This window comes from Paramylibacter ulvae (assembly GCF_014652655.1).
Classification (GTDB): Bacteria; Pseudomonadota; Alphaproteobacteria; order Rhodobacterales; family Rhodobacteraceae; genus Amylibacter; species Amylibacter ulvae.
The window spans coordinates 334976-355461 of record NZ_BMZF01000001.1 but is presented as its reverse complement, the minus strand read 5'-3'; the positions used below and the strand labels follow the sequence as shown (position 1 = coordinate 355461).

The window sequence follows — 20486 nt, the reverse complement described above, 5'->3', positions numbered from 1 at the left end:
ATGCGGAGCATTTCGATTTTTGGTGCCACGGGTTCCATCGGGCAAACGACGCTTGATGTGATTGCCCAACAATCCGATGATTTTCAAATTCAGGTTTTGACGGGAAATGGCAATGTTGAATTGCTGGCGGAACAAACGCGGCGGTTTCAACCCAATACAGTTGTTATTGCAGATGAAACCAAACACGCGCAATTGGAAAAATTGCTGTCGGGTATGGATATTGTAATCCAGTCGGGCAGGGATGCGATACTGGATGCGGCGCGTGTTGATGTTGATTGGGTAATGTCGGCCGTCGTCGGGTTTGCAGGTTTTGAAATAAGCCTGATCGCAGCACAGCATTGCAAAACGCTTGCACTTGCCAACAAAGAAAGCCTCGTTTGTGGCGGCCCTTTGTTACGTGCCGCTTGCGCAAAATACGAAACGAACTTGTTGCCAGTGGACAGTGAACATTCTGCGATCTTGCAATGTTTAAATGGCGAAGAATTAGAAACTGTTGAACGTGTGATCATCACCGCATCGGGTGGGCCATTTCGGGAATTCACGCTTGATCAAATGCGCGATGTGAATGCATCACAGGCGGCAGCGCACCCGAATTGGTCGATGGGACAACGCATTTCAATCGACAGTGCATCCATGTTTAACAAAGCGATGGAAGTCATTGAAGCAAAAGAACTATTTGACCTTTCTAATGATCAGATAGAGGTGTTGATTCACCCGCAATCCATCATCCATTCAATCGTGGGGTTTAACGATGGCAATATGGTTGCACAGATGGGCCCCGCAAATATGGCGGGTGCGATTGGTTATGCGCTCAACTGGCCAAATCGTGCGCCATTGGATCAACAGCGATTAACGGCCAAGGAATTGGTTTCATTGGAATTTAACGAATTGGATGATACACGGTTCCCTGCGGTGGCACTTGCGCGCCGTGCGATTGACATGGGCGGTTTATCGGGTGCGGTGTTTAATGCCGCAAAAGAACAGGCATTGGACTTATTTTTGGCACAAAGAATTGGTTTTCTGGATATGGCTGCGCTTGTTGAACGGGCGTTGGATCATTACATGTTGTCAGAATGGTCACAGGATATGACGCTTGCGAATATTCAGTTTGCCGATGAAAAGACGCGCGAATTTGTGCAAAACAGCATAACAAAGGATGTTGCCTAATGTTTGAAATGATTGAATCTATTCCTGTATTTGGCAACGGTTTGTTGGTTGTTGTTGCGATGGTGATCGTGCTTGGTACGGTTGTGTCGATCCATGAATATGGTCATTACATCGTTGGGCGTTGGTGTGGCATTGACGCGGATGTGTTTTCCATCGGTTTTGGTAAGGTGATCTATTCACGTTACGATAAACGCGGCACCAAATGGCAGGTGGCGGCGATTCCGTTGGGCGGTTATGTGAAATTTCGCGGTGATTTGGATGCGGCCAGCACGCAAGGCAAGGAAAATCTTGCCAATTTACCACCAGAAGAGGCCGCCCGCAGTTTCCCAACTGCACCACTTTATAAACGTGCGCTGACGGTTATGGCGGGGCCAGTTTTCAACTTTATCCTGTCGATTGTGATTTTCACGGGGCTTGGGCTTTATTCTGGACAGGCCGTCGATGATATGACCTTGGGCAAGGTGATCGCGCCCAAAGGTACGCAATACGAAATCCGCGAGGGTGATAAAATTCTTGCCGTCGATGGTGTTGAAATGAACAGCTTCCTTGAAATGGCCGAATGGGCGGCCACAGCAGAAGCAAACAAAAACACGATTTACACGGTTGAACGCGGCAATGATCGCATTGATGTAACGGGGCCGTTTCCCGCACCTGCATACGCCGCAGCGATCATGCCTGTATCAGCCGCATCAAGTGCGGATATGCGTGCGGGTGATTTCATCGTTTCGCTTGATAATAAAGAGGTGAATTCATTTCGCCAATTGGTCGAGGTGGTGAAAACAGTGGGCGTGGGCGAAATTCCGATCACGGTTTTGCGTGATGGTGAAAAATTGACCTTTCCAATCCGTCCGCGCGAACAGGTTTATGAAAACGCAGATGGCGAAATCGAAACCCGTATATTATTGGGCATTTCTGGGGGCAATGCATTTGAACCCGCGATTATCCCCGTTGGGTTTGGAACGGCAGTATCCAACGGTGTGTCACGTACATGGGCGGTGATTTCTGGTTCCGTGCGCGGCATTAAATTGATGTTCCAAGGCGCGATCAGCCCGAAAAACCTGCAAGGCCCTGTTGGAATCGCGCATATGTCCAGTGACGTTGCAAAATCTGGTTGGATCAGCCTGATCGCATTGATCGGTATCATCTCCACGGCAATTGGTTTTTTAAACCTGATGCCATTGCCTGTTTTGGATGGCGGTCATTTGGTGCAATTTGCGTATCAAGGTGTGGTTGGAAAGCCGATGAATGAACGGGTAGTGCGATATGCAACCGTGGTGAGCCTATCGTTGTTGTTAACGCTGATGTTGTATTCAACATCCAATGATTTGGTGCGCTGGTTTCAATAGCAAAATCTGGCTTTAACTTTGATCTGAATTGTCGTAGTTTACCATAAAAAAGTATACTGGGGACGACGATGAGCAGTACCAAACGATTGAGCGCCGCTGGGCGTATGGCCGCGCAACTTACGTTTGTTGGCGTATTATCGGCAACAACAGGGCTGGTTTCACAGCCCCACGTGGCACAAGCGCAATCAATTTCATACCAATCGGTAGAGGTGCGCGGCAACGCACGCATCGCATCCAGCACGATTTTATCAATCGCCGCGGTCGAATTGGGGGTTGTGACATCTCCAGCCAAGATTAACTCTGCTGTGCAGCGGTTGTTCCAAACGGGTTTCTTTGAGGCCGTCGATATCGATGTGCAGGGTTCCAACCTTGTGATCAATGTGCTTGAAAACCCAACCATCAACCGGGTGAGCGTTGAGGGCAATAGACGTCTGAAAGACGAAGTTTTGCTTGGTTTGATTGAATCAACGTCGCGCCAAACATTTTCGCCAACCCGCGCAGAATCCGATACTCAAAAAATCGCCGAGGCTTATGCCGCATCTGGGCGTGTTGCCACGCAAATCACGCCCAAGGTTATCAAGCGTTCGCAAAACCGAGTTGATCTGGTGTTTCAAGTGGTAGAGGGAAGCATTTCCGAAATCGAAAGCGTGAGCTTTGTTGGCAATCGCAACTTTTCTGATCGTCGATTGCGCAGCGTGATTGAATCCAAACGCGCTGGCATTTTCCGCGCGTTATCAAAACGCGATACATTTGTGGCTGACCGTATCGAATTTGATAAACAAAAACTCTCTGAATTTTATCTCAATAACGGTTATATCGATTTTGAAGTTCTGGCAGCATCCAGCGATTTAACCCGTTCACAAGATAGTTTTGGTGTAACCTTCAATGTCCGTGAAGGCCAACAATACACCTATGGCGATGTTACAATCGTGAGCAACGAGCCTGATGTTGACGCAGCTGAATTTGAAAACCTGCAAAAAATCAAAAACGGGCGGCGTTATGATCCACGTAAACTGAACGATTTGGTGGATAATATTGAAATTCGTGCGAACAGTTTAAATTACCCATTCTTGGTTGCGCGACCAATTATTAGCCGTAACGACGATGCACGCACGCTTGATATTGAAATCAGTTTGGAACGTGGCCAACGCGCATTCATTGAACGCATCGATATTGAAGGTAATGCGATCACATTGGACAAGGTTATTCGGCGCGAATTCAAGGTGGCCGAAGGCGATGCATTTAACCAACGTGCCATTCAACAGGCCGCCGATCGTGTTCGCGCCTTGGACTATTTCGAAGAAGTAAACGTCGAAGCACGCGAAGGTTCTGCGGCAGGGCGCGCGGTCATTGATGTGAACGTCAAAGAAAAAACCACAGGTTCACTTGGGTTTGGTGTTGGCTATAATTCATCCAATGGTCCCGTTGGTAATGTGGAAATCTCGCAGCGCAATTTTTTGGGCCGCGGGCAAAACGTACGTTTTGGTATTTCCACATCGGGCGAGGCAAAGGATTTCCAACTTGCCTTTACCGAACCGCAATTTTTGGATCGCGATTTGGCAGTTGGGTTTGATCTAAGCGGGCGCACCACGTCATCGTCATATCTACCTGTCGATTTTGAAACCATCCAATTTTCCCCGCGCGTGTCATTCCCAACGGGTGAAGATGGGCGTTTTACGATTTATTACAAATTGGCCCGATCTGAAGTGTTACGCCAAGAAACGGATGATTCAACGGATGCAGTGCCGCTCTATGAGGACGCTTCTGCTATTACCTTGGCGGATGTTGCCGATGGCACGGTAATGACCAGCTCGATCGGGTTTGGGTATAAAATTGATAAACGTGATTCAATTATATCCCCCACATCGGGTTATACATTGTCGTTTGATCAAGAATTTGCAGGGCTTGGTGGCGATGTAAGTTTTTCTAAAACATCGGCAAATTTCAAAATGTTCCGCTCATTTTTTAACGATAATGTTGTTGTGACTGCGGAATTGGAAGGCGGATATTTGCACAATATCGATCGTGGTTCACGCATCACCAACCGCTATTTCTTGGGCGGGGATCAGTTGCGCGGGTTCGAAGATTACGGAATTGGCCCACGGGATGCATCCACAGGTGATCCAGTTGGTGGTAACACCTATGCCGTTGCGCGACTAGAGGCCAGTTTCCCAATTGGTTTGCCAGAAGAATACGGAATTTATGGCGGTGTGTTTTATGATGTTGGTTCCGTGTGGGGAATTGACGATACATTTGGCGTTGATCTTAACGGCGAAGATGACAGCGCCATCATTCGTTCGGCGGTTGGCTTTTCCATTTTCTGGGACACCGCGATTGGACCATTGCGTTTCAATTTTGCCAAGCCATTGAAAAAACAAGCGTATGACGAAACAGAAACCTTCCGATTTACGGTTGATACGCGGTTCTAATGGGTGTTGCGCGGCTGATTGCATCTGGGTTTTTGGCGTTTGAAATTGGCATTGCGGGTTTTGTATATCCCGCAATTTCGCAAACCTATCCTGTTTTCAGAGAGCCAACAGTTGCATCAATCGACCAAGAACGCCTGTTTTCTGAATCAAATTTTGGCAAACAGATTTTGCAAGAAATTGAAACGGTATCGCGCGCGCTGAGCCTTGAAAACCGTGAAATAGAAGCAAAATTAACCGCCGAAGAAAAATCACTGGCAGAGTTGCGCAAAACAGAACTGCCCGAGATTTTTAAACAAAAGGCAGCAGAATTTGATCGTCGTGTGAAACAAATTCGCGCTGAACAGGATCAAAAATTTGCCAATATTCGAACAACATTGGACACAGCACGCCAAACATTCAACACCAAAGCCACGCCAATATTGCAACAATTGATGGTGGATTCGGGGATCGTTTTCATCTTGGACAGCAGCGCGATTTTGATGGGACAGCCAAACGGCGATATCACGGATCAGGCAATCGCGCGCATTGACCAAGAACTCGAACAATAGACGACCACTTGCTTGAACACGAACGACAGAGTTGTTAGGCAGGATAAAGAAAATATAAAGGGACAAATTCATGGCCGAAAATCAAACAGATGGCGAATTGTATCACGCAGATATTCAAGACATCAAACGGATGATTCCACATCGCTATCCATTTTTGTTGATTGATGCTGTGCGTGATATGAAACTGGGTGAAAGTGCCGTTGGGATCAAAAACGTGACCATGAATGAACCCCATTTTCAGGGTCATTTTCCCGAACGTCCCGTGATGCCTGGGGTCACGATTGTCGAGGCGATGGCGCAAACTGCTGCGGTTTTGGTGGTGAAAACGCTGGATATGATCGACAATGATATGTTGGTCTATTTTCTGACCATTGATAAATGCAAATTCCGTCATGTGGTATCACCACCCGATCAATTGGAATTGCATGTCAAAGTGGTGCGCGGGCGCGGTAAGCTGTGGAAATTTTATGGCGAAGGCAAGGTTGATGGCAAAGTCGTGGCCGAAGCCGAGTTTCAGGCTATGATGGTCCCCCCAGAAGAGGCTTAACAATTATGGCAATCGACCCCAGCGCGAATATCCACCCCAGCGCTGTCATCGCGGATGGCGCAACCATTGGTGCGAACGTAACCATCGGCCCGTTTTGTGTGATCGGCGCAGAGGTTACATTGGCCAAGGACGTTGAATTGAAATCACATGTCGTCGTCGAAGGCTGGACGGATGTGGGCGAGGGTACGGTGATTTTCCCATTCGCATCGATTGGGCATATCCCACAGGATCTTAAATTCGGCGGTGAACGTACGAAATTGGAAATCGGTGAACGCAATCGCATTCGCGAACATGTTACGATGAACCCTGGCACAATTGGCGGCGGTGGATTGACCAAGGTCGGTAACGACGGGCTATATATGATGTCGGTCCATGTTGGGCATGACTGCATCGTCGGTAACAACGTGATTTTGGCGAATAATGCGTCCCTTGGCGGGCATTGTATTATCGAGGATAATGTTGTGATCGGCGCACTTGCTGGTGTGCATCAATTCTGTCGTGTCGGGCGCGGGGCGATGATTGGCGGCTTGGCCGCTGTGGTCGCGGATGTTATTCCGTTTGGCACAGTCATGGGCGATCGCGCGGATTTGCATGGTTTGAACCTAACGGGTCTTAAGCGTCGTGGTGTAAGCCGCGCTGAAATTGCTGGCCTGCGTGCAGCATTCAAAGAATTATTCGCCCAAGGGGGCAGCTTAAAAGAACGCGCCGCTGTGATGCAGAGCGAAACAGATAACCCTTGGGTCAAAGAGGTTGTTGATTTTATCCTTTCGGAATCCAGCCGATCAATCTCTACCGTTAATTACGGGTGATTTGATGGTGGCCGCGCAACAACACGGGCTTGCAATTATCGCAGGGCGCGGCGATTTACCAAAATTGCTGGCCGAAGAATGCGCGCGTCGCAATGAACCGTATCTGGTGATTGGTTTTGGGAATGCAGCGTTAAAGTGGGCTGTTGATCACCCGTTTGAAACGGCCCAATTTGAAAAGGCCGGTGCGTTATTTGATACCATTCGCAACGCTGGGTGTGATCGTGTTGTTTTCGCGGGTGCCATGTCACGGCCAAGCCTTAACCCGTTGAAATATGATTGGAAATTCACCAAACTCGCGCCACGATTGTTGAAATCACTTGGCGCTGGTGATGATGAAACATTGCGCACGATTGCGTCGGTGTTTCACGAAGAAGGTTTTGAAATTATCGGCGCAGACACCGTTTTGGAGAACCTTGTGGCCAAACTGGGCATTCCAACCAAACGACAGCCAACCGATATTGACCGTGCGGATGCTAAACGCGCGCGTGATGTTGTAAAACAGCTTGGCCTTGTTGATGTTGGGCAGGGCTGTGTTGTCGCCAACGGAATATGTTTGGCGCTGGAAACAATCCAAGGCACGGATGCGATGCTTGAATTTGTATACCAAACCGCCGCCCCATATCGCCATAACGCCGATGCAGGTGTGCTATACAAAGCGCCTAAACCCAACCAAGATCGCCGCATTGATTTCCCCGCGATCGGAACCGACACGATACGCACCGCACATCATGCAGGGCTTAACGGGGTGGTTGTCCCCGATGGTGGTGCGCTGATCATTGATTTGCGCGAAACGGTCAAAATGGCCGATGAGCTAAACCTGTTTTTGTGGATACAGGGCGCAGATGAATAATTCGCTAAACCTGTTCATTATCGCGGGCGAGGCATCTGGCGATAAACTTGGCGGTGCCTTGATGCAAGGATTGAACACGTTATACGATGGTCAAATCCAATATCGCGGCGTTGGCGGCGATCAGATGATCGCCAATGGTTTGCCCAGCTTGTTTGACATGTCTGATTTGTCGGTTATGGGGTTGGTCGAAATCCTGCCAAAAATTCCAAAACTATTGTCGCGCGTTAAAACAACTGCGCGTGCGGCTATCGCACAAAAACCCGACGCGATCATCACAATCGACAGTCCTGATTTTTGTTTCCGCGTTGTCGCAAAGATCAAGGAAACATACCCCGATATTCCCGTTATCCATTACGTCGCACCATCGGTTTGGGCATGGCGTCCAGAACGCGCACAAAAGATGGCGCAATATGTTGATCACGTGCTCGCATTATTACCGTTTGAACCGCCATATATGACAGACGCGGGAATGACCTGTGATTTTGTTGGGCATCCCGCGGCATTCGAACCACCGTTGGATGCCGCGGAACTTGGCGCGATGAAACAACAATTGGGTCTTGATGGCCCCGTTATCACATTATTGCCGGGGTCTCGTGCGGGTGAAATCAAACGCATGATGCCGATATTCCATCAGGTGGCGAATAATATTTTTGCCAAACACTCGGATGCGAATTTTTTGCTACCTGTGGCGCGCCCCGTGGCCAAACAGGTGCAACGCGCGGTGGCAAAATGGGCGTTGCCAGTGAAACTATTGCTGCCCCAACCAGATGCGCAGGCCACGGAAATGCGCAAAAACGCAGCCTATGCAATCAGCGATGTCGCGCTTGCAACATCTGGCACGGTTGCGCTTGAATTAGCTGCGCAAAATTGCCCAATGGTGGTCGCATATCGTGCTAACTGGGCAACTACACGCATGGTTAAAAAATTGGCTCAGATTGATACGGCAAACCTGATTAATATTGTAACGCAAAGCCGTGTCATACCCGAATTTCTGTTCGAAAATTGTACGCCAGATCACATAACACCTGCACTTTTGGCGCTTTTGAATGATAAAACGGCACTAAGCGCACAGGAATCCGCCTTAAAAAACACTATGAAGGCGTTAGGGCGTGACGACCATGACATGAAGCTGGCAGCGGCGCGTTCGGTTCTTAATAAGCTGGGCAAATAAATGGTATTTAAGGGTAATCTCGATATTGATCCGCGTGGAATGATCTATGAATCTTTTCGAATCGAAAACATAACGGTAGAGGAATGCCGCGTGATCTTCCTTGATTGGGCCATGTTTGCTCCATCTGGTGAAATGAAAGATCAACTTGGGCAATTTATTACCGAATATGGCGATCAATATCCCGATCATCCGATGATGACGGTGATCAAAGAGGGTTTGGAAAAATCGCCAACAAAAGGCCGCCGTGGCGGTCGGATGGGGCGGCGCAATCTCTAGCCGCCACACCATCTCTATTTCAACCGCGCCACCAATTGCAGCGCGATTAGATTTAGTTCAACGCCGCCAAAATACGAACCCAGCTGCGAATACCTTTGTGAAATGATCGCAAGTCATATTTTTCGTTAGGCGAATGAATGCTGTCATCGTCTTGCGCAAATCCAATTAACATGGATTCAGTGCCAATAATTTTCTGAAAATGACCTGCGATTGGAATGGAACCACCACAACCAACAAACACGCCTTCATTGTCCCATTCATCGGATAATGCACCGCGTGCCTGTTCAAATGCAGGGTGATCGATCGCCATGCCCGACGCACCTGAATTGCCATGCCCGTGAAATTCAACGCTGCAATCTTCGGGCAGGAAGCTTTCGACATGCGCGCGAAATGCGTCGCGCACCTTTACAGGGTCTTGTTGGCCAACCAGACGAAAGCTCACCTTGGCACTTGCTTCGGCTGGGAGAACGGTTTTGAAACCTTCGCCGGTGTAGCCGCCCCAAATGCCGTTTACCTCGGCTGTTGGGCGTGACCATAACATTTCCAGAACGCTGCGCCCATTTTCGCCAGCGGGTTTGGATAATCCAACATCACCCAAAAAACGTGCCTCGTCAAAATCAAGGTTTTTCCATTGTTCGGCGATCTGTGCGGGCAATTCTGGTACGCCGTCATAAAACCCTTCCAAGGTCACACGCCCATTGTCATCATGCAACGCGCCAAGTGCCTGGGTTAACACGCGAATTGGGTTGATTGATGGGCCGCCATACATGCCTGAATGCAAATCTTTGCTTGGGCCCTTGATGGTGATTTGTTCACCAACCAAACCACGCAACATGGTCACGATGGATGGTGTGTTGGGTTCCACCATGCCCGTGTCACAAATCAACGCCACATCGGATTTCAACTCGGCCGCGTTTTCCTTCATGAATGGCACCAATGATGGTGAACCGCTTTCTTCTTCGCCCTCGAAAAAGATCGATACATTTGTTGGCAAAGATCCTGTTACTTCCTTCCAAGCGCGACAGGCTTCGACAAATGTCATCAACTGGCCTTTGTCATCCGATGATCCGCGCCCACGTATGACTTTGCCGTTTGGGGTATCTTCAACGCGCGCATCAAAGGGTGGGTTTTCCCACAGCTCCAACGGATCAACGGGTTGCACATCATAATGGCCATAGAACATCACATGCGTTCCATCGGTTGCATCATTATGTGCAATCACCATCGGATGCCTAGGTGTTTCGCGTTTGCTTGCGTCAAACCCAATGGATTTCAAATCATCCACCAACCAATCTGCGGCGCGATTACATTCAGCGGCATAGGCTGGATCGGTCGAAATGCTTTCAATTTTAAGCAATTCGATTAAGCGGGCGAGGGCGTTGTCTTGATCGGCATCAACATGCGCAAGAACTTTGTCCAAAGACATTTTTTTGGCCTTTCTGGATAAAACCGTTAAACTGGATTATGGGCATAACACACCCTGTGGATCAAAATGAAAAGACCAAAATGAAAATAGTTTCAATGATATCGGCGCTGTTGATCACAATTGCGAATGTTAGCTATGCCAATGATATTGCATTGCAATTCCCGCTTGATTGCAGTTTGGGTCAGGATTGTTTTGTGCAACAATTCATGGATCATGATGATACGGACAACGCACGTGATTTTACCTGTGGCCATGCCACATATGATGGGCACAAGGGTACGGATTTTCGGATCAAGGATTTGGCCGCAATGAAACGCGGTGTGCCCGTCTTGGCTGTGGCCGATGGTCAGATCGTAGCACTTCGCGATGATATGGCGGATCAACTATGGACAACACCTGAACAAAAGGCCGCGATCAAGGGGCGCGAATGCGGCAATGGATTGGTGATTCAACACGCCAACGGTTATCAATCGCAATATTGCCATATGCGATTGAACAGTGTGACCGTGGAAAACAAAGATATGGTCAAGGCGGGCGATGTCTTGGGCATGGTGGGCGCATCGGGCAATACGCAATTTCCACATCTGCACATAACCATGCGCAAAGCACGCCGCGTGATTGATCCATTTTCCATCGTCGACGATGATAGCTGTGCATTTGACCGCAACAATACTATTTGGGATGGTGCGTTTCTGGATGCCTATGATCCACAAATCACCCAGATATTTTCCATGGGCTTTGCGCCCAGCGCCATCAAGATTGATGATATCCAACAGGCGCGATTTGCAGAATTTTCACCACAATCAGAAACGCCCGCATTGGTCGCATTCGCAAGCGCAATCAACATGCGGGCAGGGGATGTGTTTCACATCGCATTTCGTGGCCCGAATGGCGTGATTGCCAATACCAAAACAGATCCACTTGATCGTGCCAAATCGCGATACTTACGCTTTGCTGGGAAAAAGAAACCCGATGGCGGCTGGCCATCGGGGGATTATATTGCCGAATTTTCAATCCTGCGCGATGGTGACGTTATTGAAACCGAAACCATCACCGCGAAAATTCCGTAACCTATTCGCGATAAATCCAGCCACCACCAAAAATGCGTGTTCCATCGGCATCGTAAAATACACATGCTTGGCCAGGTGCGACACCTTCTTCGGCGGCAATCAATTCAACGGTTGCGGTGGTCGGCCCCGTTGGGCGAATGATTGCATCACGCGGCGCACGCGTTGATCGCACACGTACCGCGACCGTGCGTTCGGTGACGGCATCAAAGGGTTCATCACCCAACCAATTAACCTCGCGGATTGGGAATGTCGTGGTCGCGAGTGCCGATTTTGGCCCGACAATCACATGGCGTTTATCGGCGTCGAGTTTTACCACATATAATGGTTCACGCCCACCAATCCCCAAACCACGGCGCTGACCCACGGTGTAGTTGATAATGCCCTTGTGTTCGCCCAAAACAGATCCATCCAGATGCACGATTTCACCAGGGCTGGCGGCCTCTGGGCGCAGCTTTTCGATAACGGCGGCATATGATCCGTTTGGTACGAAACAAATATCTTGGCTGTCAGGTTTATCCGCCACGGGCAGGCCGAATTTTTTCGCTAATTCACGCGTTTCGGCCTTGGATTTTAAATGCCCCAGCGGAAAGCGTAGATAATCCAATTGATCCTGCGTTGTGGAAAATAGGAAATAGCTTTGATCGCGATCGCCATCGGCGGCCTTGTGCAATTCCGCTTTTTGATCACCCATAAAGCGTTGGATATAATGTCCCGTTGCCATGCAATCGGCATCCAAATCCTTGGCCGTTTCCAACAGGTCGCGAAATTTTACGCGCTCGTTACAGCGGATACAGGGCACAGGCGTTGCACCAGCCAAATAGCTGTCTGCAAATTCATCAATTACCGCGTCTTTGAATTTATTTTCGTAATCCAAAACGTAATGCGGGAAATCCATTTCCTCGGCCACGCGGCGCGCATCGTGAATATCGCGCCCCGCACAACAGGCACCTTTTTTGGCCAATGCTGCACCGTGATCGTATAATTGTAAGGTGACACCAACCACGTCATAGCCTTCTGATTTTAGCTGCGCTGCCACAACCGAACTATCCACGCCACCCGACATAGCGACGAGCACACGTGTATCTGCTGGGTCTTTGGCAAAGCCCATGGAATTTAGTTTTTGTGGTGTATCTAGCGCCATCACGGCCTCCTAATACGCAGCAATATAATAAAACCTTAGACACTAACAAGGTTCAGTTTCACGCCTGCTTAACCTTGCACTGCAAAAAAGACCATGCGGTAACAAGGAAGTGTCTATGTATGTGAAAAAAGAAACTGGCCCGATAGAGGTGTCATTGCCCGATGGCAGTAAACTTAATCGTTCCGATCTTCCAGCAAAAGATATAAAACGCTGGGTCGCGCGATTGAAATTGGTGATCGTTCAAGCAGTTGTTCATGGCCTGATTACGGAAGATGAAGCCTGCGATATATACGGATTATCAGACGAAGAGCTGGAATCATGGATATTATTGTCAGAAAAGGATGGTTCGGTCGCGTTACGGGCGACTGCATTGAAGGAATATCGCCAATAACGGGTTGTATGTTCACAATATTGTTAATAATCTTTAAGTTGAGTAACCAATGATTAACCATTTTTTCGGATGTTGTGTGAAATTGGGTAACTAGGACTTGGAGAAATACGAATGCGCATACTTTTGGTAGAAGACGATCCCGCTACATCGAAAAGCATCGAATTGATGTTAACCCACGCGAATTTTAACATTTATGCGACCGATATGGGGGAAGAGGGCATCGATCTGGCCAAGCTGTATGATTACGATATCATTTTACTTGATATTAATCTGCCCGATATGAACGGTCACGAAGTTTTGCGCCAATTGCGGGTTGCCAAGGTGAATACGCCCATTTTGATCCTGTCTGGCAACGATGCTGCCGACGACAAGGTAAAAGGTTTTGGTTCAGGGGCCGATGATTATCTCACCAAACCAATCCACCGCGAAGAATTGGTTGCACGTATCCACGCAATTGTGCGCCGATCAAAAGGTCACGCGCAATCCAAAATTGAAACCGGTGATCTGACGGTAAATTTGGATGCGAAAACTGTTGATGTGCATGGTGAACCGGTACATTTGACGGGCAAAGAATATCAAATGTTGGAATTGCTGTCGCTGCGCAAGGGAACAACATTAACCAAAGAGATGTTTTTGAACCACCTGTATGGCGGCATGGACGAACCCGAATTGAAAATTATCGATGTTTTCATTTGTAAGCTGCGTAAAAAATTATCAGAGGCCACAAATGGTGCAAATTACATCGAAACGGTCTGGGGGCGAGGGTATGTATTGCGCGATCCGCGTGAAACCCAAGTGGATGCACCGATGATTGCCAGCGCATAATTCCGCGCTAATTTCACTGGACGCATGGTCTGAATCAACGTAATTTCTGCGCATAATTTCCTGCGTAGAAAGCGATGTAATGACAACCGAAATTCCCGTTGAAAATCTTACGCGTGACCAGGCAATTGCTGAGCTGGAACAGCTTTCCGAAAAATTAAAACGTGCCAACCAAGATTACCACCGTGATGATGCGCCAACGATCAGCGATGGGGAATATGATCACCTTAAACAGCGCAATTTGGCGATTGAAATCCAATTTCCCGATCTGAAACGGGAGGATAGCCCAACGGAAAAGGTTGGCGCGCCAATCTCTGAAAAATTCACAAAAATCGAACATTCAATACGCATGTTGTCATTGGGAAATGCGTTTTCTGATGATGATGTCGCTGAGTTCGATGAACGTATCCGTAAATATTTGGGAATGACTGGGGGGGAGTCTCTGTATTACACGGCAGAGCCAAAAATTGATGGTCTGTCTTTATCGTTGCGTTATGAACGCGGGAATCTGGTTCATGCAGCAACGCGTGGCGACGGTGCAATCGGCGAAAATGTGACCGCGAATGCACAGGTTATCAATGACATTCCAAAACAAATACAAAATGCACCTGAAATTGTCGAAATTCGCGGCGAGGTATATATGAGCCATAGCGATTTTATGGCCTTGAATAAGGTACAGGAAAAAGCCAACGCAAAAACCTTTGCGAATCCGCGCAATGCTGCGGCGGGTTCGTTGCGCCAATTGAATTCAAACATTACCGCCGCCCGCCCGTTGCGGTTTTTCGCATATGCTTGGGGCGAACTGTCCGCGCCGCTTGGCACAACGCAATCACAATCGGTGGCGCGCATGCGTGAATTTGGATTTCAAACAAATGACTTGATGAAATGCTGTGACAGCCCCGCTGAAATGATCGCACATTACAATCGTATCGAAGAACTACGCCCTGATCTTGGTTACGATATTGATGGGGTGGTTTACAAAGTTGACGACCTAGCGTTGCAATCACGCCTTGGGTTTCGTTCAACCAATCCACGTTGGGCTATTGCACATAAATTCCCTGCTGAAATTGCCCATACTCATCTGGAGGCTATCGAAATTCAGGTTGGGCGCACTGGCGCATTGTCACCTGTCGCGCGATTAACCCCTGTCACCGTTGGCGGTGTCGTTGTTTCAAACGCAACCTTGCACAATCCTGACTACATCGCGGGCAAAGATTCCAAAGGAAACGCAATTCGCGATGGTCGTGATATTCGCGTTGGCGATTGGGTCGAAGTTTATCGCGCGGGAGACGTGATCCCAAAAATTCGCGACGTGGATTTATCAAAACGCCCCACAGATAGTGTTCCATATGTTTTCCCGACACATTGCCCAGAATGTCAAAGCCCCGCCATTCGCGAGGAGGGCGACAGCACGATCCGTTGCACCGGTGGATTGATTTGCCCCGCGCAAGCGGTTGAGGGTTTGAAACATTTCGTTTCACGCGGTGCATTTGATATCGAAGGTCTAGGAAACAAACAAATCGAAGCATTTTACAACGATGAAACGCTTCCGATCCGAACATTTGCGGATATTTTTACGCTAGAAGCGCGCGATAATGCCCAATTCGGTAAGCTTAAAAACCGCGAGGGCTGGGGGGCAAAATCCAGCGAAAATCTGTTTGCTGCGATCAATGAAAAACGCGTTGTAGCGCTGAATAAATTGATCTTTGCACTTGGAATTCGCCATGTTGGTGACAGCAGCGCGAGCCTGCTTGCTAAGCAATATGGGTCTTGGGGGGCGTTAACACAGGCGATTGACACGATCCAAGATTATCAAGGCGATGCATGGGATAATCTGTTATCGATTGATGGGGTGGGCGATGTTATGGCACGCGCAATCGTTGATCAATTTCATTCCCCAGACCAGCGCAAAATCATCAATGATTTGGTTGCTGAACTGGATATCCAAGATGCCGTCGTACAAGACAATTCCAACAGCCCTGTCGCTGGTAAAACGGTTGTTTTTACCGGCAGTTTGGAATTAATGACCCGTGCCGAGGCAAAGGCACGCGCAGAAAGTTTGGGTGCAAAGGTTTCCGGTTCCGTGTCGAAAAACACCGATATCGTCATCGCAGGCCCGGGTGCAGGATCCAAGGCAAAAAAAGCGCAAGAATTGGGGGTGCAGATTATGGATGAGGAAAGCTGGCTTGCCCTAATAAACGCAACCTGATCATATTACACGATGAACACGCGCCCCGAAATTCTGTTTCCATTTTTCACTGCAATGACAGGTTTGAACGGTGTGGGGCCAAAAACCGCGCAAAATTTGGAAAAGATGGGGATTGAGCGCCCCAAGGATCTGATTTTCACGTTACCCCAGTCGATAGTGAACCGTGAGCCGCGTGAAACAATCCAAGGTGGCGTATTCCCATCCATCGTAACGGTGGAGGTATTGATCGGGGAGCACAAACCAAACTCGGTAAAGGGGCGGCCATATCGTGTGACGGTACAGGATGCTAAAACCAGTTTTCAATTGGTGTTTTTCCACGCTCGCGCCGATTGGTTGCGTGAACAATTGCCAACAGGACAGCGGCGGATTGTTTCGGGCAAGGTTGAAATGTTCGATTCAATCGCGAATATGGTTCATCCCGATTATATCGTGCCCGTTGCTGGGGTGAATGAGATCCCACAACACGAACCGATTTACCCATTAACGGCGGGTGTTACACAAAAAACCATGCAAAAATCGGTTGCGAGCGCGCTTGAACGTGTAACGCATTTGCCCGAATGGATTTTGCCATCATTGGCGCAAAAACATAATTGGCCAAGCTGGGCAGATGCGGTTCGTATTGCCCATGCGCCTAAAACGGGTGCGGATTTTTCACCCATGGGACCTGCGCGTGCGCGGCTAGCCTATGATGAATTATACGCACATCAGGTAACCCTGGCTCTGGCACGTCAAAAACTGCGCCGCGCAAAGGGAAAGGTCACAAAATCCACTGGAGTGTTGCAGGATAAAATATTGAAATCACTTGCATTTACGCCAACAAACGCGCAGCGGCGCGCGGTGTCTGAGATATTGGGCGATATGGGCGAACCCTATCGAATGAACCGATTGTTGCAAGGCGATGTTGGTTCGGGAAAAACGCTGGTTGCGTTTTTGGCGATGGCGGGGGTTGTGGAATCTGGTGCACAGGCGGTGATGATGGCACCAACAGAAATACTCGCGCGGCAACATTTAGAGAGCTTGCAACCATTGGCCGAACAATCGGGCATTGTTATGGAAATTTTAACTGGGCGGGACAAGGGCAAGGAGCGCAGCGCAAAACTCGCAGCGCTTGCAGCAGGTAAAATTCAAATTTTACTGGGGACACATGCGGTGTTTCAAAAAGATGTGGAGTTTGGTGCGCTGCGTCTTGCTATCATAGATGAACAGCATCGATTTGGCGTGCGTCAGCGTATGGATTTGGGTGCAAAAGGTGCGGCCGTTGATATTCTGGTCATGACAGCAACGCCCATACCGCGATCGTTGGCATTGGCAAATTTTGGCGACATGGACGTGTCCATCTTGGATGAAAAACCAGCTGGGCGTAAACCTGTTGAAACGGTTTTGGTCAATAATTCACGCCTTGATCAAATAGTTGATCGATTGAAACAAGCGACCGCTGATGGCAAACAAGCATATTGGGTGTGCCCCTTGGTTGGCGAGAGTGAAGTAACGGATTGGACCGCCGCCGAGGAACGATATAGATCGCTGCGTGTGGCGCTTGGCGATGAAAATGTGGGGTTGGTTCATGGGCAGATGCCCGCGGCACAAAAAGATGCAGCAATGGCAGATTTCGTTGCAGGGAAAACCAAGGTGCTGGTCGCCACCACGGTGATCGAAGTTGGCGTGAATATCCCCAATGCGTCAATCATGGTGATCGAACAAGCTGAAAAATTTGGGCTGGCACAATTGCACCAATTGCGGGGCAGGGTTGGGCGTGGATCAGAAAAATCAAGCTGCTTGTTACTTTATGCTGGACCACTTGGGGCCAATGCGAAAAAGCGGCTTGAAACCATGCGACAAACCGAAGACGGGTTTGAAATTGCGGAAATGGATTTAAAATTACGCGGCGCTGGGGATGTATTGGGGGTACAGCAATCAGGGCTTCCGAAGTTTAAGATCGCGGACATCGAGTTACAATCGGATCTGATGAAAATCGCGTTTGACGATGCTAGATTGTTAATGACGACAGACCCAACATTGGAAACCGAGCGTGGACAGGCGGTAAGGGTGCTTCTGTATTTGATGGAACGTGAAAAGGCTATTCGTTTAATATCAATAGGTTAGCATTGAGGTGATTTATAAAATGTCACTTTGTTCTCTTTTGTTCTCTTTTTATTCTTTACAAGAGGTAAATATTCTGGAACAAAGAGTAAACAAAACTTAGAAACGGCAGGAATATCACATGTTAAAGTCTATCTATGCAGTTATGACACGCAATCCCGACAGCGCTACCGAAGATTACATCGGTTTCGCGGCACTTTTTGTTATCGTTGTTGTTGGATTGAACCTGCCAGCAGTTTTGTAAATCAGTTTCCGCCTGCGGTCTGTCCCAACCTCTTTTACCTCGGAGGTGAGATCATCTGATCTTGGCATTGGCCGACATTACTTGCCGCGCTTGGTTTACCCAAGCGCGGTTTTTTTATGCGTTTTGGGATTGGGTCGTTGCATCGTCGAACGCAACAAGCGTTGTATCAAACGCAAGCATGATCGATGCGTGGCGATTGCGGTAATCTTTGGCGGATTCCAATACAATCAATTCATCAAATGGGGCATCTGGGACAGGGCCGTCTTTGGTGAGCATTGCAAACAGTTGGTCGCGCCCTGTTTCAATTTCACCGCGTGTGCGACCAATGATATTGCTGCCGACAACCGATGCCGATGCTTGCCCTAATGCGCATGCTTTGACGTCTTGGGAAAATTCGGTCACAACGCCGTCTTTGACATTAAGCGCCACTTGGATGTTTGATCCACAAAGCGGAGATCGTTTTTTCGCGCTCCCCATCGGGGTTTCCAACGGCGTGGTGTGCGGAATCGAAGCCGCGAGCGCAAGAATGCGTTTTGAATAAAGCTTGATAAGATCAGTTGTATCAGACATGTGAATTTGCTTTGCAGTTGGGGTCACTAAACCCTAACTAGAGGGTGAAAACGAAATTGAAAAGCACGAGGGCGGTTATGGCGGCGGAATTTGACATTGAAACACTTAAATTTGATGACGCAGGGCTGATACCTGCCATCGCACAGCAACACGACACGGGTGAAGTGTTGATGATGGCATGGATGAACCGTGATGCATTAAAGGCGACTTTGGAAACAAAACAAGTAACCTATTGGTCGCGGTCACGCCAAGAGTTATGGCGCAAGGGGGCAACGTCTGGTCATACGCAAGTTTTGAAATCATTGCGTATCGATTGTGATCGCGATTGTATTTTGATGTTGATTGATCAAGTGGGAGCAGCGTGCCACACCATGCGCCGTCATTGTTTTTATACCGATGTCACCAACGGGCAAGAGGTTGAACTGATTTCACCGATGGAATCGTAAGGCGGATTTGTTGGTGAACGGTGTGATTGGATATTTGAACAAAATGGAGATTACGCGTTCGTTTCAAACATCTCCCGTATCATTGTCTGGGTGACGCCGTTTTTGCGATAGGTTTGAATGGCCATCGCATCATATCGTTTCGCCAACCGCTTGCCATTTTCGTCGCGGATCAAGCGATGGTGGCGATAGGTTGGCGTATTCAAACCCAGTAATTCTTGCAGCAAGATATGGATTTTTGTCGCTTCGAACAGATCGTTGCCGCGGGTTACATGTGTGATGTTTTGCGCATGGTCATCAAGCACGACGGCCAGATGATAGCTTGTTGCAATGTCTTTACGCGCCAACACGATGTCACCGATTTTAGTTAAGAGCTCATTGGCGTCAAACTGGATAGCTTTGATTTCGTTGTTTGTGCTGTGCTCAAGTTCATTGAACGTGAATTGGGTTTTGTTCAGTGTTTCAATGGCGCGCGCCATGTTCAGTCGAAGTGCAACATTTTTAGAGGTTTCGTGGCGGTGTTTGTTGCGACAGGTACCAGGATAAACAATACCATCGGGGCCAATCAACGGTTCGCCATCCTCTTGCGGGGCGGAGGCGATGGCGATGTCTTTGCGTGTGCAATCACAGGCATACAGCAAACCACGATCCCAAAGCGTTTGAATTGCGTTTTGATAGGCATTGGTGCGTTCTGATTGGCGCATTACGGGCGTTTCCCACGTGATGCCAAGCCATGCGAGATCGTCATATATTGCTGACTCGAATTCGGGTTTACAGCGTGGCTGGTCGATATCCTCAATGCGCAAGACGAATTCGCCGCCAGCGCGCCACGCCGCATCATATGCGGTGAGTGCGGAAAATGCGTGGCCAAGATGCAAGAGCCCCGTTGGTGATGGGGCAAATCGTTCGCGAATAATCATGGCGCGA

20 protein-coding genes are annotated in these 20486 nt (G+C 48.6%); 16 read left to right on the top strand and 4 right to left on the bottom strand.

What is annotated here, in order from left to right:
- From dxr to IE094_RS01720, 9 genes are all read left to right on the top strand, one after another.
- Positions 1 to 1167 (top strand): 1-deoxy-D-xylulose-5-phosphate reductoisomerase, encoded by a 1167-nt coding sequence (gene dxr, locus IE094_RS01760; RefSeq protein ID WP_189638848.1) that lies wholly within the window; start codon positions 1 to 3, stop codon positions 1165 to 1167.
- A complete protein-coding gene (gene rseP / locus IE094_RS01755; RefSeq protein WP_189638847.1) occupies positions 1167 to 2513 on the top strand; it encodes an RIP metalloprotease RseP in 1347 nt (448 codons plus the stop codon). The genes dxr and rseP overlap by 1 nt, the downstream gene beginning before the upstream one ends.
- A gap of 68 nt (positions 2514 to 2581) precedes the next feature.
- Positions 2582 to 4942: an outer membrane protein assembly factor BamA gene (gene bamA / locus IE094_RS01750; RefSeq protein ID WP_189638846.1), complete on the top strand. Its 2361-nt coding sequence runs from the start codon at positions 2582 to 2584 to the stop codon at positions 4940 to 4942.
- Complete coding sequence (locus IE094_RS01745; RefSeq protein ID WP_189638845.1) at positions 4942 to 5490, top strand: OmpH/Skp family outer membrane protein; 549 nt, start codon at positions 4942 to 4944, stop codon at positions 5488 to 5490. Before bamA ends, IE094_RS01745 begins: the two co-directional genes overlap by 1 nt.
- Before the next feature lie 70 nt (positions 5491 to 5560).
- A complete protein-coding gene (gene fabZ, locus IE094_RS01740; protein ID WP_189638844.1) occupies positions 5561 to 6037 on the top strand; it encodes a 3-hydroxyacyl-ACP dehydratase FabZ in 477 nt (158 codons plus the stop codon).
- Positions 6038 to 6042: 5 nt separating this feature from the next.
- Complete coding sequence (gene lpxA / locus IE094_RS01735) at positions 6043 to 6846, top strand: acyl-ACP--UDP-N-acetylglucosamine O-acyltransferase (protein ID WP_189638843.1); 804 nt, start codon at positions 6043 to 6045, stop codon at positions 6844 to 6846.
- Complete coding sequence (locus tag IE094_RS01730; RefSeq protein WP_189638842.1) at positions 6791 to 7696, top strand: LpxI family protein; 906 nt, start codon at positions 6791 to 6793, stop codon at positions 7694 to 7696. The genes lpxA and IE094_RS01730 overlap by 56 nt, the downstream gene beginning before the upstream one ends.
- The gene (lpxB, locus tag IE094_RS01725; RefSeq protein WP_189638841.1) at positions 7689 to 8867 is read left to right on the top strand and encodes a lipid-A-disaccharide synthase; all 1179 of its coding nucleotides are present in this window, start codon (positions 7689 to 7691) and stop codon (positions 8865 to 8867) included. The genes IE094_RS01730 and lpxB overlap by 8 nt, the downstream gene beginning before the upstream one ends.
- Positions 8868 to 9143 carry a hypothetical protein gene (locus tag IE094_RS01720; RefSeq protein ID WP_189638840.1) on the top strand — a complete coding sequence of 92 codons (276 nt, stop codon included), beginning with the start codon at positions 8868 to 8870 and terminating at the stop codon, positions 9141 to 9143.
- Between the two features lie 52 nt (positions 9144 to 9195).
- Here IE094_RS01720 and IE094_RS01715 read toward each other — a convergent pair whose 3' ends face one another.
- Positions 9196 to 10569 (bottom strand): M20/M25/M40 family metallo-hydrolase, encoded by a 1374-nt coding sequence (locus tag IE094_RS01715; protein ID WP_189638839.1) that lies wholly within the window; start codon positions 10567 to 10569, stop codon positions 9196 to 9198.
- An 80-nt stretch (positions 10570 to 10649) separates the two neighbouring features.
- Here IE094_RS01715 and IE094_RS01710 point away from each other — a divergent pair, with 80 nt between their 5' ends.
- The gene (locus tag IE094_RS01710) at positions 10650 to 11639 is read left to right on the top strand and encodes a M23 family metallopeptidase (protein ID WP_189638838.1); all 990 of its coding nucleotides are present in this window, start codon (positions 10650 to 10652) and stop codon (positions 11637 to 11639) included.
- Position 11640: 1 nt separating this feature from the next.
- On the opposite strand, the gene mnmA is transcribed toward IE094_RS01710, so the two are convergent.
- The gene (mnmA, locus tag IE094_RS01705; protein WP_189638837.1) at positions 11641 to 12780 is read right to left on the bottom strand and encodes a tRNA 2-thiouridine(34) synthase MnmA; all 1140 of its coding nucleotides are present in this window, start codon (positions 12778 to 12780) and stop codon (positions 11641 to 11643) included.
- Between the two features lie 115 nt (positions 12781 to 12895).
- On the opposite strand from mnmA, the gene IE094_RS01700 reads away from it, so the two are divergent.
- From IE094_RS01700 to IE094_RS15580, 5 genes are all read left to right on the top strand, one after another.
- The gene (locus IE094_RS01700) at positions 12896 to 13171 is read left to right on the top strand and encodes a DUF1153 domain-containing protein (RefSeq protein WP_189638836.1); all 276 of its coding nucleotides are present in this window, start codon (positions 12896 to 12898) and stop codon (positions 13169 to 13171) included.
- Between the two features lie 111 nt (positions 13172 to 13282).
- Positions 13283 to 13996: a response regulator transcription factor CtrA gene (ctrA, locus tag IE094_RS01695; protein ID WP_189638835.1), complete on the top strand. Its 714-nt coding sequence runs from the start codon at positions 13283 to 13285 to the stop codon at positions 13994 to 13996.
- A 79-nt stretch (positions 13997 to 14075) separates the two neighbouring features.
- Complete coding sequence (gene ligA / locus IE094_RS01690; RefSeq protein ID WP_189638834.1) at positions 14076 to 16202, top strand: NAD-dependent DNA ligase LigA; 2127 nt, start codon at positions 14076 to 14078, stop codon at positions 16200 to 16202.
- Positions 16203 to 16214: 12 nt separating this feature from the next.
- Positions 16215 to 18305, top strand: coding sequence for an ATP-dependent DNA helicase RecG (gene recG / locus IE094_RS01685; protein WP_189638833.1), 2091 nt, complete (start codon positions 16215 to 16217; stop codon positions 18303 to 18305).
- A 118-nt stretch (positions 18306 to 18423) separates the two neighbouring features.
- Positions 18424 to 18546, top strand: a complete 123-nt coding sequence (locus tag IE094_RS15580) for a hypothetical protein (RefSeq protein ID WP_268247196.1) — start codon at positions 18424 to 18426, stop codon at positions 18544 to 18546.
- A 114-nt stretch (positions 18547 to 18660) separates the two neighbouring features.
- On the opposite strand, the gene IE094_RS01680 is transcribed toward IE094_RS15580, so the two are convergent.
- Positions 18661 to 19116: an iron-sulfur cluster assembly scaffold protein gene (locus IE094_RS01680; protein ID WP_189638832.1), complete on the bottom strand. Its 456-nt coding sequence runs from the start codon at positions 19114 to 19116 to the stop codon at positions 18661 to 18663.
- A 77-nt stretch (positions 19117 to 19193) separates the two neighbouring features.
- Here IE094_RS01680 and hisI point away from each other — a divergent pair, with 77 nt between their 5' ends.
- A complete protein-coding gene (hisI, locus tag IE094_RS01675) occupies positions 19194 to 19562 on the top strand; it encodes a phosphoribosyl-AMP cyclohydrolase (RefSeq protein ID WP_189639412.1) in 369 nt (122 codons plus the stop codon).
- A gap of 50 nt (positions 19563 to 19612) precedes the next feature.
- Here the strand turns inward: hisI and gluQRS are convergent, their stop codons facing one another.
- On the bottom strand, positions 19613 to 20479 hold the full coding sequence (gene gluQRS, locus IE094_RS01670) for a tRNA glutamyl-Q(34) synthetase GluQRS (protein ID WP_189638831.1): 867 nt from the start codon (positions 20477 to 20479) through the stop codon (positions 19613 to 19615).
- Positions 20480 to 20486: the final 7 nt, after the last annotated feature.